Source organism: Corynebacterium coyleae (assembly GCF_030408635.1).
GTDB lineage: Bacteria > Actinomycetota > Actinomycetes > Mycobacteriales > Mycobacteriaceae > Corynebacterium > Corynebacterium coyleae.
In genome coordinates, this window is sequence record NZ_CP047198.1 from 151,073 (window position 1) to 166,394 (window position 15,322).

Annotated in this window: 13 protein-coding genes; 6 read left to right on the forward strand and 7 right to left on the reverse strand. The window is 65.1% G+C overall.

Annotated elements, in window-relative coordinates:
* The first annotated feature begins 5 nt into the window (after positions 1-5).
* The 4 genes from CCOY_RS00670 to CCOY_RS00685 all read left to right on the forward strand — a co-directional run bounded on the left by CCOY_RS00670 (position 6) and on the right by CCOY_RS00685 (position 4,387).
* Complete coding sequence (locus tag CCOY_RS00670; RefSeq protein WP_092101195.1) at positions 6-2,102, forward strand: DNA polymerase III subunit gamma and tau; 2,097 nt, start codon at positions 6-8, stop codon at positions 2,100-2,102.
* A gap of 53 nt (positions 2,103-2,155) precedes the next feature.
* Entirely contained in the window at positions 2,156-2,530 is a 375-nt protein-coding gene (locus tag CCOY_RS00675) for a YbaB/EbfC family nucleoid-associated protein (RefSeq protein ID WP_070451098.1), read from the forward strand.
* Between the two features lie 67 nt (positions 2,531-2,597).
* A complete protein-coding gene (gene recR / locus CCOY_RS00680; RefSeq protein WP_092101197.1) occupies positions 2,598-3,224 on the forward strand; it encodes a recombination mediator RecR in 627 nt (208 codons plus the stop codon).
* Positions 3,225-3,316: 92 nt separating this feature from the next.
* Complete coding sequence (locus CCOY_RS00685; RefSeq protein ID WP_092101199.1) at positions 3,317-4,387, forward strand: HNH endonuclease signature motif containing protein; 1,071 nt, start codon at positions 3,317-3,319, stop codon at positions 4,385-4,387.
* Here CCOY_RS00685 and CCOY_RS00690 read toward each other — a convergent pair.
* The 6 genes from CCOY_RS00690 to CCOY_RS00715 form a co-directional block, all read right to left on the reverse strand.
* Positions 4,361-5,101 carry a type 1 glutamine amidotransferase gene (locus CCOY_RS00690; RefSeq protein ID WP_092101201.1) on the reverse strand — a complete coding sequence of 247 codons (741 nt, stop codon included), beginning with the start codon at positions 5,099-5,101 and terminating at the stop codon, positions 4,361-4,363. The genes CCOY_RS00685 and CCOY_RS00690 overlap by 27 nt on opposite strands.
* Positions 5,094-6,380, reverse strand: a complete 1,287-nt coding sequence (locus CCOY_RS00695; protein WP_092101203.1) for a Mur ligase family protein — start codon at positions 6,378-6,380, stop codon at positions 5,094-5,096. The genes CCOY_RS00690 and CCOY_RS00695 overlap by 8 nt, the downstream gene beginning before the upstream one ends.
* 10 nt (positions 6,381-6,390) lie before the next feature.
* The gene (locus CCOY_RS00700) at positions 6,391-7,374 is read right to left on the reverse strand and encodes an exonuclease domain-containing protein (RefSeq protein WP_092101205.1); all 984 of its coding nucleotides are present in this window, start codon (positions 7,372-7,374) and stop codon (positions 6,391-6,393) included.
* A gap of 13 nt (positions 7,375-7,387) precedes the next feature.
* The gene (locus tag CCOY_RS00705) at positions 7,388-8,596 is read right to left on the reverse strand and encodes a hypothetical protein (RefSeq protein WP_099046256.1); all 1,209 of its coding nucleotides are present in this window, start codon (positions 8,594-8,596) and stop codon (positions 7,388-7,390) included.
* 59 nt (positions 8,597-8,655) lie between these two features.
* Positions 8,656-10,467 carry a 2-isopropylmalate synthase gene (gene leuA, locus CCOY_RS00710; protein WP_092101207.1) on the reverse strand — a complete coding sequence of 604 codons (1,812 nt, stop codon included), beginning with the start codon at positions 10,465-10,467 and terminating at the stop codon, positions 8,656-8,658.
* 141 nt (positions 10,468-10,608) lie between these two features.
* The gene (locus CCOY_RS00715) at positions 10,609-11,439 is read right to left on the reverse strand and encodes a DMT family transporter (protein WP_070614348.1); all 831 of its coding nucleotides are present in this window, start codon (positions 11,437-11,439) and stop codon (positions 10,609-10,611) included.
* Positions 11,440-11,530: 91 nt separating this feature from the next.
* Between CCOY_RS00715 and CCOY_RS00720 the strand changes: the two genes are divergently transcribed.
* Together CCOY_RS00720 and CCOY_RS00725 are read left to right on the forward strand one after the other, a co-directional pair.
* Positions 11,531-12,796 carry an aspartate kinase gene (locus tag CCOY_RS00720; RefSeq protein WP_092101209.1) on the forward strand — a complete coding sequence of 422 codons (1,266 nt, stop codon included), beginning with the start codon at positions 11,531-11,533 and terminating at the stop codon, positions 12,794-12,796.
* A 12-nt stretch (positions 12,797-12,808) separates the two neighbouring features.
* Complete coding sequence (locus tag CCOY_RS00725; RefSeq protein WP_092101210.1) at positions 12,809-13,837, forward strand: aspartate-semialdehyde dehydrogenase; 1,029 nt, start codon at positions 12,809-12,811, stop codon at positions 13,835-13,837.
* 53 nt (positions 13,838-13,890) lie between these two features.
* On the opposite strand, the gene CCOY_RS00730 is transcribed toward CCOY_RS00725, so the two are convergent.
* Complete coding sequence (locus tag CCOY_RS00730; protein WP_070451634.1) at positions 13,891-15,321, reverse strand: YkvI family membrane protein; 1,431 nt, start codon at positions 15,319-15,321, stop codon at positions 13,891-13,893.
* Position 15,322: the final 1 nt, after the last annotated feature.

The window sequence follows — 15,322 nt, forward strand, 5'->3', positions numbered from 1 at the left end:
CCCGCGTGGCTCTGTACAGGAAATACCGCCCCGCAACATTCGGCGAAGTCGTCGGGCAAGAACAAGTAACCCGGCCGTTGTCCACCGCGCTGGACAACAACCGCATCTCGCACGCCTACCTGTTCTCCGGCCCACGAGGCTGCGGCAAAACATCATCCGCCCGCATCCTCGCACGCTCACTCAACTGCGCCGAAGGACCAACCTCCACCCCCTGCGGCGTATGCCCCTCCTGCATCTCCCTCGCCCCCGGCGGCAACGGAAACCTCGACGTCATGGAAATCGACGCAGCCTCCCACGGCGGCGTCGAAGACATGCGCGACCTGCGCGAACGCGCCCTGTACGCACCCAGCGACTCACGCTACCGCGTCTTCATCATCGACGAAGCCCACATGATCTCCAAAGAGGGCAACAACGCGCTGCTCAAAATCGTCGAAGAACCACCCGCCCACCTCATCTTCATCTTCGCCACCACCGAACCCGAAAAGATGCTGGGCACCATCCGCTCGCGCACCCACAACTACCCATTCCGCCTCCTCGCACCCCAAGCCATGCGTTCCCTTCTCGAGCGCATCGTTGCCGACGAAGGCGTCACCGTCGACGAAAACGTCTACCCCCTGGTCATCCGCGCCGGCGGCGGCTCCCCGCGCGACACCCTGTCCATCCTCGACCAACTCCTCGCCGGCGCCGGACCCGACGGCCTGATCTACGACCTCGCCCTGCCACTGTTGGGCGTCACGGACCTCACACTTCTCGACGCCGCCGTCAACGCCATCGCATCTGGCGACGGCTCCGCCATGTTCCACACCATCGACGAAGTCATCGAATCCGGCCACGAACCCCGCCGCTTCGCCCTCGACCTCCTCGACCGCATGCGCGACCTCCTCCTGATCCGCACCGTCCCCGACGCATTCGGGCAAGGGCTTGTCGACGCCCCCACCGACCGCTCCGAAATCCTCAAACACCAAGCCGAACTCTTCACCCCCGCCCATCTGTCCGCCCTGGCCACCGAAGTCAACGACCGACTCCCAGACCTCGCCGGCGCCACCTCGCCCCGCCTGCTCCTCGAAATCATGATGGCGCACCTCCTCACCGTCAGCGTTGGCGGTGGCGCGGTGGGCGCGGCCGGTGCTGGGGCTGGGGCTGTTGGCTCTGCCGGTTCTGCCGGTGGTTCTGCTGGCGCTCCTTCCGGCGCCGCTGGCGGGGGAGGCGCTGCAGCCGCCGCAGCCGCTGCAGCCGCCGCCGCAAGCTCCCGCACCGCCTCGCGCAAACCCGCGCCCGCGCCCGCACAGCCTGCGCAGCAACAGCCAACTCCCGAACCGCAAGCCGCGGCTGCTCAACCGGCACCCGAGCAGCGAGCGCAGCAGACGCCGCCGCCCGAACCACAGCAGCCTGCGTCGGAACCGCCGCACGAACCCGCGCCGCAACCGGAACCGCAGCGTGAACCCGAACCTGCCCAACCCGCGTCGCAGCAACCCGCGCCACAACCGGACACGGACGACCTATACCAGCGCATCGAACGCGACTGGACCCGCCTGCGCCAATCCGTCGGCGCACGCAACCAGGTCGCCGAAATCATGCTGACGGAGGCGAAACCGCTCGGCTTCGACAACGACACCCTCGTCGTCGGCCATCACACCGGGGCGCTCGCCGACCGCATCAACGCCGAACGCAACAACGCAGACATCGTCGCAGTGTTCACCGAGAAGCTCGGGACGCCGATCAAGGTCCGTTGCGTGGTCGGCACCAACCCCGACGCCGCCCACGTCAAGCGGCCAGAACCGAGGGAGGTGTGGAATCCGGGGGAGGGGTCGTCGTCAAGCGAAAAGCCCGAAGACCCTGCCCCCGCCAACAGTTGGCAAGCCGCAGTCGCCGCAGCCAGCCAAAAAGCCGCCGAACGCGCCAAACGCGAACGCGACGACATCCCACCACCACCCGAACCGGCCGAACCCTTCGAAGAAGCCGAACCCGAATACACACGCGAAGACGAAGAACGCGACATGGCCCAAGAAGCACGCGACGGAGAACGAACAGCAGACCGCCGCGACGCCACCGAAGTCGCCATGGACCTCCTCGCCGCCGAACTCGGAGCCAAACCCCTCTAAGCGACGCGTACAATGGCCCACGGAGCTTTACCAACAAACGAAAGGTTGCAACCATGACCCAGCCACAGGACATGCAGGAACTCATCCGCCAGGCCGCCGAAGTGCAGGCCGCACTCCAGCAGGCACAGATGGAACTGCTGCAGACCGAGGTCACCGGCACCGCAGGCGGCGGCCTCGTTGCCGTCACCATGACCGGCGGCGCCGAAATCACCGACCTGACCATCAAGCCGGAAGCCGTTGACCCGGAGGACGTCGAGACGCTGCAGGACCTCATCCTCGCCGCATACCGCGACGCCCATGACCAGGCCGGCAAGCTCGCCGAAGAGAAGATCGCCCCGCTGACCGGCGGCGCAATGGGTGGCGGCGCACCGCAGGGTGGCGCCCCGCAGGCAGGCCCGGGCGAGATCCCGTTCGGCGGCATCGTCTAACCTGTCGCTTCCCGCGTCCGGCCGGCTTGGTCGGGCGCGTTTTTCATGCCACGAAAGGAACCCCCGCGTGTTTGAAGGACCGCTGCAAGACCTTATCGACGAATTCTCGCGCCTCCCCGGCATCGGCCCCAAATCCGCGCAACGTATCGCGTTTCATTTGCTGAAGACGGAGCCGGAGGACATCGATAGGCTGCGCACCGCCCTAGCCGCCGTGCGCGACGGGGTGACGTTTTGTCGCATCTGCAACAACGTCTCGCGCGAGGAAGTGTGCCGCATCTGTGCCGATTCGAGCCGCGACAAGACGCTGGTGTGCGTGGTGGAGGACGCGAAGGACATCCAGGTCATTGAGCGCACGGGGGAGTATTCGGGCCGCTATCACGTGTTGGGCGGGTCGTTGGATCCGTTGGCGAATGTCGGCCCGAAGGATCTGGCCATCGCGCCGTTGTTGCAGCGCATTGGCGGTGTGCTTGACGACGTCGACGGCGCCGACAACCCCGACGTCACCGAAGTCATCTTGGCTACCGACCCTGATACGGAGGGGGAGGCGACGGCGTCGTATTTGGCGCGTCTGTTGAAGGACTTCCCGTCGCTGACGGTGTCGCGCTTGGCGTCGGGTATGCCGCTTGGCGGGGACTTGGAGTTTGTCGACGAGCTGACACTCTCCCGCGCGTTAACCGGGCGCCTCAAGCTGTGATTTGTGGATAACTCTTTACTTTTCGACGACCCCACGCCCAGTTATCCACAGGCCAGGTGCATTTTCTGCGCCGGGCGTTTAGCGTTTTGGGTATGAATTCGTTCGAGGTGTTAGTGCAGGCGATGTCGGCCGCAGCGTTAGAGACGCTGGCTGACTTCGACCTTGATGTTGCACTCGCCTCGGGCTTCGCACCGGACCGGGCGCGGGCGTGGTCGCGGCTGCGGGATGTGTATTTCGGTCGCACCAAGTTCACGCGCAAACAAAAGACAGCCAGTTCTTTAGCGCGAGGTTTCTCCCTCGACGAGCTGGCGCTGATCGAGCGTCGCATCGCACCGGTCAAGGATGCCTCCCAGCGGTGGGCGCTGCGCCTTGCCTTACTTGAGGTCGAAGGTGGCTACCGGGCGATTGAGGCTGCGGCCCGCACGTTGGTGCCGGCAGATGAGAAGCCTGCGGTGGATGCGGCGAAGTTCGGTCCGTCGCGAAACGGCAAACGCACCCTGCACCTAACCTATGACGAGCGGGAGATCTCCGACATGGAACACGCTGGGCGTCTCGGGATTGATCAGGATCGTCCGGCTGCACCCCAGATTGCCGAGAATTTGATTGGGATCTTCTTCGGCGAGGGCAAAGTCGCTACCGCAGCACCTCGCCCGACGGTGTTGGTGCCGCTGCCGGACTACCTGCGCATCCTGGACGGCTCGGGCGACGACGTCATCCTTGCTATGACCGATGGCACGACGATGACGGGTGCGGAGTTTCTCGCCGCCCAGTTCGGTGATGCGCTTGAGGTGGCGGCGTTTCACCCGCAGGCCGGTGCGGTGAATCTGTATCGCACGCAGCGTTTGGCGAATCAGAAGCAGCGCGATCTGGCCAAGTTGGTCTCGCCGGTGTGTGCGTTTCCTGGCTGTCGTCACGGAGCAGACAACTGCGAGTTACACCATGTGGAGGCGTGGCGGCATGGTGGGGAGACCAATATTGGCAACCTGGCGCCGCTATGCAGGTATCACAACCGGGTCAATGATGATGACCCGTGGCGTAAGAAACGCGGCCGGATCGTCATGGTGCGGGGTGCCCCAGTATGGATTTCGCCCCGCGGGTATCCGGTGAAAAACACCAACCGCGGGGCAATGAACCAACTATTTGGCGAGGCGTTCCCGACGTAGTTGGGCAACATCCTCGAGATCAAGCGGAGCCAACTCCGCAAGCGGCACGTCCAGTGCGCGTGCAATGAGCACATCCGCCAACTGCGGGTTCCGCGCGAGCGCCGGACCGTGCATGTACGTGGCGATCACGCTGCCCTGCACCACGCCGTCAACCAACTCTTCGTCGGTGGAGCCTGCGACACCGACGCCATTACCGACGCCGCGCGTCACCACACCCAGCGCTTCCGCCTCAGGCCCGAGCACGGTCGCGCCCATGTGGTTCTCAAAGCCGGTCAGCGACTCGGTCAGTTCGGCGGTGATGCCGGCACGTGTCGGCTCGGACAGGAGTTCGCCCGTCGCACGGGTCTTCAACGGGGACGTGGTGATGTCCAACAGACCCACGCCCTCAACCTCCTCGCCGTGCGCACGGAACGTATGCCCCAACACCTGCAGGCCGGCGCACACCGCGAAGACCGGTCGCCCATCCGCGGCAGCCGCCTGCAGCCCCGGCGAGGCGCTCAAACGGGTAGCAGCGATTAACTGGGCGGCGTCCTCGCCACCGCCAAGGGTGTAGATGTCGCAGGTGGCGGGGATGTCGTCGTTAAGCAAGAAGCGCTCGATGTGCGCATCGAAACCACGCAAACGCGCACGCTCACGCAACACCAACGCATTGCCATCATCGCCGTAGGTGCCCAACACGTCGGGCAACACAAGACCAATGGTGAGTTTAGGCACGGTAATCCTCCTGCTTCGACAGCGCGCGGCGCAGATTCAGCAACGCCGTGTAGTTGGCCAACACCTCCACGCGACCCGGAGGGCAGGCGCGAATCGCCTCCACGGGGTCGGGGATGCGCTCGTGGTCAATGCCGCCATACGTCAGGCGCACCGCAAGGTCGGTGGCGCGCTCGCCCGAGGCGATGACGTGGGTGTCGCCGAAATCCTCAAACTTGACGTCCCACAGCCACGAGACGTCCTCGCCGTCGCCCTGCTTGGCGTTGACGGCGATGACCACGCCGTCGGCGTCACGGTCCACCATGGACAGCGCCTCCTGCCAGCCGGCGGGATTCTTGGCCAGCAGCAGGTGGATGTCGTGTTCGCCGAGGTGGACGGTGGTGTAGCGACCGGCGACGTTGTCCACTTCGCTGGCGGCGCGCACCGCATCGTCGAGCGGCACCCCGAAGGCTTCGACGGCACACGCGATGGCTTGGGCAGCGTTGCCCCGGTTCGCACGTCCGGGCAGTTTCAGGTCGAGTACCGCTGCGCCTTGCGGGGTTTGCAGGGCGTTGTCGGTGACGGTGTACTGCGGGGTGGGGCGGCGGAATTCGCGGCCGTCGGGGAGGGGTTCGACGGCGTACCAGTCAGTTTCTTCGTCGTGCGTGACGGAGGAACGCACGACGTGCCCGCCGGAGCGTGGGTTGGTCACGGAGTCGCCGAGCCAGCCGGCGCCCGCTGCGACCCAGATGACGTTGGGGTGGTCGTAGGCGATCGAGGAGATGAGCACGTCGTCACAATTAGCGACGACTACCGCCTCCGGATGCGCCATCACCGCCGCACGTAGCGCGCGTTCGATGGAGTTGATCTCCCCGACGCGGTCTAACTGGTCGCGCGTGAGGTTCAGCAGGACGAACGCTTTCGGCTGCAGACGCTCGGCAACTTTGGGGACGTGCAGTTCGTCGCACTCGAGCACGATGGCCTCCGCGTCCTTGCCGGCGAGCAAAGCGGAGATGATGCCGGCGTCCATGTTGTCGCCGCCGTCGTTGGTGGCCACGGTGTGCTTTGTGCGCACGGCGCCGGCGAGCATGCGGGTGGTGGTGGATTTGCCGTTGGTGCCGGTGACCAGCACGGTGGGGCGGCCGCGGCCGAGGGTGGCCATGATGTTTGGGTCGATCGCGCCTGCGACGAGGCCGCCGATCATGCCGCCGGCGCCGCGTCCGGTGGCGCGGGAGGCTGCGGTGGCGAGGTTGGCTGCGGTCGTCGCTAGGCGTGCCCGGGCTCGGGAGATGGGTCCTTGCATGCGCACAAGGCTACTCTGCGGGGGTCATGTCTCCTAGTAGGCGGGCGAATTCGTCGCCGGAGACGACGGGGATGTTTTTGCGGTCGGCGTGCATGGCTTTGCCGCGGAGTTCGGCGCCGCGGAGTTTGGCGTCGGAGACGGCGACGGAGGTTTCGCGGGTGAGTTTTTCGCGGTAGGTCAGGCCTGCGCGCATGGCGGCGTCGATGAGGTCGTCGGGGTTGCGGCTGATGTCGTCGGAGATGACGAATTCCATGCCGGGTTTGAGACCGTCTTCGTCGAGCGGGCCGGGGTTGGCGGTGAGTGCGGGGGCTTTTTCGGCGTCGACGCGTATGGCGCTGCGTTGGAGGCCGAATTTGTCGCCGGTGAGGTCGGCGGGGTTGTAGGTGGCGGGGTTGTCGGCCATGTGGAGGTACATGGCGATGAGTTTGAGGGTTTGTTCGCGGGAGAATTCGGCTTCGGGGACCTGCGCGCGTTCGAGCGAGGCGGTTGCGGGTGGGGATGCGACGCCAATCATGTTGGCGACTGCGTTGATGCGGGTGTCTGTGGGGATGTGGCCATTGCGTTGCGACGACGCCAGCACGTCCACAATCATCTCCGGCCGCGGCACGTGTCCGACGCGTTGGCGTCGTTTGTTGCCTCGGCCGCGGCGTGAGCGGTTGGCGCGGGCGGCGGCGTTCATGGCGCGTTTTGCTTCGGAGACGATGAAGCCCCAGGTGGTGGGGGTGTCGTGGACGATGAGGGTGCGGCCGTCGAGAAGTTTGTCCAGTGTGCGCAGGTGGCGGGAGAAGCGTGGTGCTTGGGCGAAGTCGTGTGGGGTGAGGCCGTGGGTGTGGGCGGGGCCGGGGTCGGTGCCGGGGTTGATCACGGCGTGGAAGTCTTCGCCGATGCGGCCGGAGGCGTCGAAGGTGACTGCGTCGATGGTGAGCAGGCGTGCGGTGGCCGGGTGGATGCCGGTTGCCTGCACGAATACTGCGACGAAGGGGTAGTCACTCATTGTTCAGAGGGTACTACGGCTCGGTGACCTCATACAGTGGGCGGTCGAGCGGGGCGTTGGACCGGATTTTGAAGCCGCCGATGGAGTATTCGTATGGGCGTGGGTCGGGCGCCGGGGCAGGTGCGGGTGCGGGTGCGGGGGCCGGGGCTTGCTCTTGTGCCGGTGCCGGCGCTGGCGCTGGCGCGGGGGCAGGGGCAGGCGCTGGTGCTTGGACGGGCGCGGGTGCCGGGGCGGGGACGGGCAGTTGTTGCTGTGGGGTGGGTACGCGTACGGCGGGGGCGCTTGGCGCGGGTGCTTCGGAAGGCTCGGGCGATTCCGACGCCTCCGACGGCTCCGAAGGCTCGGGCGTCTCCGACTCAGACGATTCCGACGATTCCGACGTGGTCGTGTTGGTGACGGTTTCGGGGAATGGGGAGATGGAGCGTTGGTCTTCGCGCCAGGATGCGCTGATCATTGCGGTGCCGACGACGGTGATGGCGACGGCGATGACGGCGGCGCCTGCGGCGATGAGGCGGCGGGTGAGGCCACTGTTGCCTGTGGTGTCGAGTTCGGCGTGTTCTTCGGTGTCGGCTGCGAGGGCTGCGGCTTCGGCGTCGACGGTGGCGAAGAATCCGGTGTCGTCTTCGCGCGGCAGGGCGGGCAAGAATGGCAGGGGTGAGATGTTGAGGTCGCCGGTGTGGGGTGCGGCGTCGATGGTCAGCGTGTGGCCGTCGGCGGTGCCGCGGGCGACGATGGTGAGGTCGCGCGCGGTGAGGTCGGCGATCGTGTCGGCAAGCTCCGGGGCCTCTAGCTTTGCGACGACGCGCCCATCGACCGACACGTCCCCACCCGGAGCGATCACTGCCAGGACTTGGGCGGGGTGTTGGTCGGTTTCGTACGGGCCGACCGCGTAGGTCTGGCCGCTGGGGAGGAGGACCCAGGGGGCGCGGGGTGGTTCGTTGGTGGGGATGGAGAGGCTGGGGACGGCGAGGTCGAGGACGATGTCGTCGCCGTCGATGCGTGCGCGCACTTGGGGTGCGAAGCCGTGGCGGGCGATGTGGTCGAGGTCGGCGCGGCGCCCGGCGCTCAACACGCCAACCACGGCGTCACCACGCAGTACCTCGAACCCGCCTCGGTCGAGGGGGTTGAGGGTGGCGGTGAAGGGGGTGGCGGTGGGGTCGTCGATACGCGGTTGCTCGATGGGGACGTCAAATCCGCCACCGGGTACCGCGTACGTTCGCATCCGTCCTCCTCACTGCCTGTAAAGGTGTGCCCAAGTATAGACCTCTTGGGCAGGGCGGCCTAGTTCTTGACGTAGGAGCGGTTCACAGCCGACACGATCGCTTCAAGCGAGGCACGTGTGGTGGAGCCGGCAATGCCTACGCCCCAGGCGGAGGTGCCGTCGACGTCGGCGTAGATGTAGCAGGCTGCGTCGGCGTCGTCGCCTGCGGTGCGGGCGCGTTGCGAGTAGTCCTGCACTTCGAAGTCAATGCCGATTTGCTCGAGTGCGTTGGCGAACGCCGCGATGGGGCCGTTGCCGGAGCCCTGCACTTCTCGACGAGCCCCTTCGTAGGCCACCACCGCCGACACGCGCGTGTCTTCGCCGTCTTCTTCGGCGGCATCGATGTGGTAGGACGCCAGGTCCAGCGGGGTGTCCAGGTCGAGGTACGTCTGGGCGAAGATGTCCCACATGTTCTTGGAGTTGACTTCGCCGCCTTCGGAGTCGGTGATGTTTTGCACCACGGCGGAGAATTCGGGCTGCATGGCACGCGGCATGTTGATGCCGTGGTCGGTTTTCATGATGTAGGCGACGCCGCCCTTGCCGGATTGGGAGTTGACGCGAATGACGGCTTCGTAGGTGCGGCCGACGTCCTTGGGGTCGATTGGCAGGTAGGGCACTTCCCAGGTGGTGTCGCGCAGTTCGTCCCAGGTGACGTCTTCGCTGGTGGCGTCGGGGCGTACGGTTTGGGCGAGTGCGTCGAGGCCCTTGTTAATCGCGTCTTGGTGGGAGCCGGAGAATGCGGTGAAGACGAGGTCGCCGCCGTATGGGTGGCGTTCGGGTACGCGCAGTTGGTTGCAGTATTCGACGACGTCGCGGATGCGGGAGATGTCGGAGAAGTCGATTTGGGGGTCGACGCCTTGGGTGAGCATGTTCAGGCCGAGAGTGATCAGGTCGACGTTGCCGGTGCGCTCGCCGTTGCCGAACAGGCAGCCTTCGATGCGGTCGCCGCCGGCGAGGTAGCCGAGTTCGGCTGCGGCGACGCCGGTGCCGCGGTCGTTGTGGGGGTGCAGCGACAGGATCACGGCCTCGCGGTTGGCCAGGTTGCGGTGCATCCATTCGATGGAGTCGGCGTAGACGTTGGGGGTGATCATTTCCACGGTGGCGGGCAGGTTGATGATCATCGGGTTGTCTGGCGTGGCACCCATCTTTGCGACGACCGCGTCACAGACCTCCTTCGCAAACTCCAGCTCGGTGCCCGTGAAGGATTCGGGGGAGTATTCCCAGCGCCAGTTGGTGTCGGGGTAGTCGGCGGAGATGGTTTTGATCAGTTCGGCGGCGTCGGTGGCCAGGGCTTTGATCTGGTCGCGGTCCTTGCGGAAGACCACGCGGCGTTGCAGTTTGGAGGTGGAGTTGTAGAAGTGAACGATGACGTTCTTCGCACCCGCGCAGGCTTCGAACGTGCGGCGGATGAGGTGTTCGCGGGCTTGGACGAGGACCTGGATGGTGACGTCGTCGGGAATCATGTCCTTTTCGATGATCTCGCGCACGAAATCAAAGTCCGTCTGCGATGCGGAGGGGAAGCCGACCTCGATCTCCTTGAAGCCCATTTCCACCAGCAGGTTGAACATGCGGCGCTTGCGTTCGGGGCTCATGGGGTCGATCAGGGCTTGGTTGCCGTCGCGCAGGTCAACGGCGCACCACTGTGGCGCGTGGGTGATTTTCTTGTCGGGCCAGGTGCGGTCCGGCAGGGTGATGTCTTCTACCTCTTGGGCGAACGTCAGGTAGCGGTCGACGGGCATCTGGGAGCCGCGCTGCTTGTTCCAGGCGGGCTGGCCTTCGTTGCGTGGGCCGGATGGGGTTTGGATTTCGCGGGGTGCAAAGAAGTCGGACATTGTTTGGTTCCTTCATTGTCGGGGGTGTCCACGGCCGGCAATGAGAAACTCCGCGACGGGGTGCCGGCCGTGTTAGTGGGCCTGATTCCCGCCGCGGCGTAGAAGGAGAAGCGTCCGTTGCGACATGCGTCACACCCTACATCACTTTATGGAAACGCGTGTGAGGAACGCCGCGGAGATGAGCATCACGCTTATCGACGACCCCACCAACACGTACCCAAGCACCGACTGGTGCCTGAAGCTTTCACCCAGCAACGTCAGACTGAGCGAGAACGCCAGCAGGGGTTCGACGATCTTGGAGGCTGGCAGGGAGGTGGCCAGGTTGCCGGCGGCGAAGGCGTATTGCTGCACGATGGTGCCGGCGGTCGCCGCGACCAGCATCGCCCACAGTTGCCAGGAGGCGAGCAGCCCAGAGATGCCGCCGTGGACGAACGCGTCCACCGCCACCTTGGAGAACACGGCCTGGAAGCCGAACATGGCGCCGCAGATGATGCCGTCGATGAGTGCGCGGGTGTTGGGGCGTCGTCGAGAAGCAATGGCGAGGGCAAGTATCGAGACCACCGCACCGACCCCCACCACGGTGGCCCACTCCCAGGTCGCGGGCTCACGCTCGCCGGGGATGGGGCGGCCGAACACGATCACACTCGCCACACTCGCGGTGAGGACGATCGCCCAAAACGCCTCCGCCTGGTGCATCCGGCGATGCTCCGCGCGCGCCGAAAACACCAGCGTGAGCATGAGGGAGAGCGCCAGGATCGGCTGCACTACCAGCAGGGTGCCAAACGCTAACGCCGCGGCCTGGAAACCGTAGGCGAGAAACGCCAGCCCCATCGACGCCCACCACGCCGGCCGACGCATGGACTTCACCACCGAACTGCCGTCACGCATGATCCGGTGTCGCCACACGGTGCCCGCCGCCATCGTCGCCGCGGAAAGCAGCGCGAAGACAACGGCGAGAAAAATACTATGCACGGTGAATGATATTAGCGAGAGACGCCAACCAACGCTTTTGGGACGCTATTCTTGACCGTTGGAATGCACGAAGGATCCGTGGGAGGCTGACATGGCACTGATTGTCCAGAAATACGGAGGATCTTCGTTAGAAAGCGCCGAGCGCATCAACGCGGTCGCCCGGCGCATTGTGGAGACGCGCCGGGCAGGCAACGATGTGGTGGTGGTCTGCTCGGCAATGGGTGACACCACCGACGAACTGCTCGACCTGGCAGCACAGGTCAACCCGACCCCGCCCGCGCGCGAGATGGACATGCTGCTCACCGCAGGCGAGCGCATCTCCAACTCGCTGGTCGCCATGGCGGTCGACGCGCTGGGGGAGAAGGTGCAGTCCTTTACCGGCTCCCAGGCCGGCGTGATCACCACGGAGCGCCACGGCAACGCCCGCATCATCGAGGTCACGCCCGGGCGTGTGAAGGAAGCTATCGACGAGGGCAACATCGCCATCGTCGCCGGCTTCCAGGGCGTGAACCGTGAAACGAAGGACGTCACCACGCTTGGCCGCGGCGGCTCCGACACCACCGCCGTCGCGCTCGCCGCCGCATTGAACGCCGACGAGTGCGAGATCTACTCGGACGTCGACGGCGTCTACACCGCAGACCCGCGCATCGTGGCCGACGCCCGCAAACTGGACAAGCTCTGCTTCGAGGAGATGCTCGAGCTGGCCGCCAGCGGTTCCAAAATTCTTGTACTGCGCAGCGTCGAGTACGCGCGTGCCTTTAACGTGCCCCTGCGGGTGCGCTCGTCTTACAGCAACGACACCGGCACCCTGGTCGCCGGAGCATTGGAGGATATCCCCATGGAAGAAGCAGTTCTCACCGGTGTGGCCACCGACGATTCGGAAGGCAAGATCACCATCCTGGGCATCACCGACGAGGTGGGCGAGGCCGCCAAGGTGTTCCGTGCGCTCGCGGACGCTGAGGTGAACATCGACATGGTGATCCAGAACATCTCCAACATCGAGGACAACAAGACGGACATCACCTTCACCCTGCCGAAGGCCAACGGCGCCGCCACCATGGAACTGCTGCGCGCCATGCAGGTCAACGAGGGTTGGGACGACATTACGTACGACGACGAGATCGGCAAGGTATCGCTCGTCGGCGCCGGCATGAAGTCTCACCCGGGTGTGACCGCTGATTTCTGCGACGCGCTGCGCGACGCGGGCATCAACATCGAGATGATCACCACCTCCGAGATCCGCATCACCGCCGTGGTGCGCAAGGCCGACGTGGCCGAGGCGGCGCGTGCGATCCACTCGAAGTTTGACCTCGGCGGCGACGAGCCGGCCGTGGTGTACGCAGGCACTGGACGTTAAGGAGTTTTGCAAATGACCACGCTTGCTGTTGTTGGCGCGACTGGCCAGGTTGGCCGCGTGATGCGCGATATCCTCACCGAACGTAACTTCCCGGCGGATAAGGTGCGCTTCTTTGCGTCGCCACGCTCTGCCGGTACGACGATTGCGTTCCGTGGCGAGGACATCGTCGTCGAGGACCTCACACAGGTCACGGAGGAGTCCGTCGCGGACGTCGACATTGCCCTGTTTTCCGCCGGTGGTTCCACGTCGCGCGAGTGGGCGCCCGTGTTCGCCGCAGCTGGTGCGACCGTGGTGGATAACTCCTCAGCGTGGCGCAAGGACACCGACGTCCCGCTCGTCGTGTCTGAAGTGAACCCGGAGACGGTGAAGAACTTGGCCAAGGGCATCATCGCCAATCCGAACTGCACCACCATGGCCGCGATGCCGGTGCTCAAGCCGCTTCACGACGACGCCACCCTGCGCACCCTGCGCGTCTCCTCCTACCAGGCCGTCTCTGGTTCGGGGCTCGCTGGTGTGGACACGTTGGCCAACCAGGTCGCCGAGTTGGGCGACCCGCACGTGCTGGTGCGCGACGGTGCCACCGACAAGAACAAGGATTTCGGCCCGTACGTCGCCCCGATCGCGTTTAACGCCCTGCCGTTGGCGGGCTCGATTGTCGACGACGGCACCCTCGAAACCGACGAAGAACAAAAACTGCGCAACGAATCCCGCCGCATCCTGGACATCCCGGAACTCAAGGTCGCAGGCACCTGCGTGCGCATCCCGGTGTTCACGGGGCACACGATGGTGGTGCACGCGGAGTTTGAGAAGGAGATCACCCCGGAGCGTGCCGCCGAGGTGCTCGAGGGCGCGCCGGGTGTGCGCGTCGTCGAGGTGCCCACCCCGCGTGAGGCAACGGGTATCGACGACTCGCTTGTCGGCCGCATCCGCCAGGATCAGACCATCGACGGCAACCGCGGCCTTGTGTTCGTGGTCTCCGGCGACAACCTGCGCAAGGGTGCCGCGCTGAACACGATCCAGATCGCCGAGTTGCTGGTCTAGCCGGTACATAAAAAAGAGGGAGTAGAACCTGCTCCCTCTTTTTGTATGTGTGGCTAGAGGCGGCGCTCCTCCTCTTCGCGCTCGGCGGCTTCGGCTGCCTCCTCGGCGGCGATCATGTCGTCGACGGTGCTGTCGTTCCACGGCTCGTCCGGGTTCGCCTTGTACTCCTCGGCCGACACGGGCTCCGTGTAGGAGATGTAGACCAGGTCGGAGGGGCTTTCGCGGTCTTCTTCGTCGTAGTCGATCTCGTCGTCGTCGAGAAGCTCTTGCGCAACTTCCTCCTCGAGTGCCTCGACGAGCTCTTCTTCATCCACGTTGGACTTGGACGTGATGTACTCGAGTTCGCGTTCCTCGTTCTTGGTAAAGCGCTCGCTCGGGTCCATCTTCTTGCGCGTCAGTTCGAGTGCGCGGCGGCGACGGTCGCCTTCCTTGCGCAGTTTCGGGATGCCGCGAAGCCACGCCAGGGTCATCACGGTGATCAGCAGGATGCCCAGGTAACCCAGGATCGGGTAAACGGTGGACACCAGCGACTGGAAGCCCACAAACGACAGCGCGAAGCCGATCAGGCAGGCGGCGACGAAGATGAGGCGGAATCGTTCTTCGCGGCCGCGGGCGAGGCGCTTGCCCAGGGCGTAGAACATGCTCAGCGAGGTGGCGAAGATCATGCCGAAGATGACTAGGGCCATGATGGTGCCCATGGTCGGGTTGAGTTCGGTGATCAGGGTGAGCAGCGGCATGTCGTCGCCTTCGACGGTCTCGATCTTCACCAGCAGCGACAGCGCCAGCAGGATCAGCATGACCAGGTAGCCCACGCCGCCCAGCAGGCCGCCGAGGCCGGCAGCGCGGGTGTCCAGTTGGTTACCGCCGATGACGATGGCCATGGACGTCACGCAGATGATGTTCAGGCCCGTGTAGTTCAGGGCGGCGACCCACCAATTCGGCAGTGACGTCTCCACGTTGGATGCGGCGATGTTGAGGGCGTCCCAGTCGGGGTGGCCGTTGACCAGGGTCCAGCCACAGCCGACGATGACGAAGATGAGCAGGAACGGGGTCAGCGCACCGATAGCGCCGGTGACCTTGTCCACGTCCAGCATGCCGAAGCCAAGCGTCATCAGCAGCATGAGCACCGCGCCGATCCACACGGGCAGGCCGAACTGTTGGTTGAGGTTGGCACCAGCACCGGCGAACATGACAAAGCCGATGGAGAACAGCGTCACAATGGTGGCGATGTCCAAGATCCAGCCCATGACTTTCGACGAAATCATGCCCAGCACTTCCATATGCTCCTTGGCTTGGAAGAACGAGCCGAGCTGGAGGATGGTTACGCCTGCGATCAGCATGAGGGCGGAGGAGAGGATCGCTCCCCACAGGCCCTGGGTGCCGAAGGCGGAAAAGTACAGCATGGCCTCCTGGCCGGACGCGAAGCCTGCGCCGACCACGGTGCCGATGAACGCGGCAGAGATAAGTAAGGCTTTTTTCAGCATG

Coding starts and splice junctions, on each gene's coding strand:
- CCOY_RS00675 (WP_070451098.1), top strand. CDS start 2,156: ATGACCCAGCCACAGGACATGCAGGAACTCATCCGCCAGGCCGCCGAA.
- CCOY_RS00685 (WP_092101199.1), top strand. CDS start 3,317: ATGAATTCGTTCGAGGTGTTAGTGCAGGCGATGTCGGCCGCAGCGTTA.
- CCOY_RS00720 (WP_092101209.1), top strand. CDS start 11,531: ATGGCACTGATTGTCCAGAAATACGGAGGATCTTCGTTAGAAAGCGCC.
- CCOY_RS00700 (WP_092101205.1), bottom strand. CDS start 7,374: ATGAGTGACTACCCCTTCGTCGCAGTATTCGTGCAGGCAACCGGCATC.
- CCOY_RS00725 (WP_092101210.1), top strand. CDS start 12,809: ATGACCACGCTTGCTGTTGTTGGCGCGACTGGCCAGGTTGGCCGCGTG.
- CCOY_RS00730 (WP_070451634.1), bottom strand. CDS start 15,321: ATGCTGAAAAAAGCCTTACTTATCTCTGCCGCGTTCATCGGCACCGTG.
- leuA (WP_092101207.1), bottom strand. CDS start 10,467: ATGTCCGACTTCTTTGCACCCCGCGAAATCCAAACCCCATCCGGCCCA.
- CCOY_RS00695 (WP_092101203.1), bottom strand. CDS start 6,380: ATGCAAGGACCCATCTCCCGAGCCCGGGCACGCCTAGCGACGACCGCA.
- CCOY_RS00705 (WP_099046256.1), bottom strand. CDS start 8,596: ATGCGAACGTACGCGGTACCCGGTGGCGGATTTGACGTCCCCATCGAG.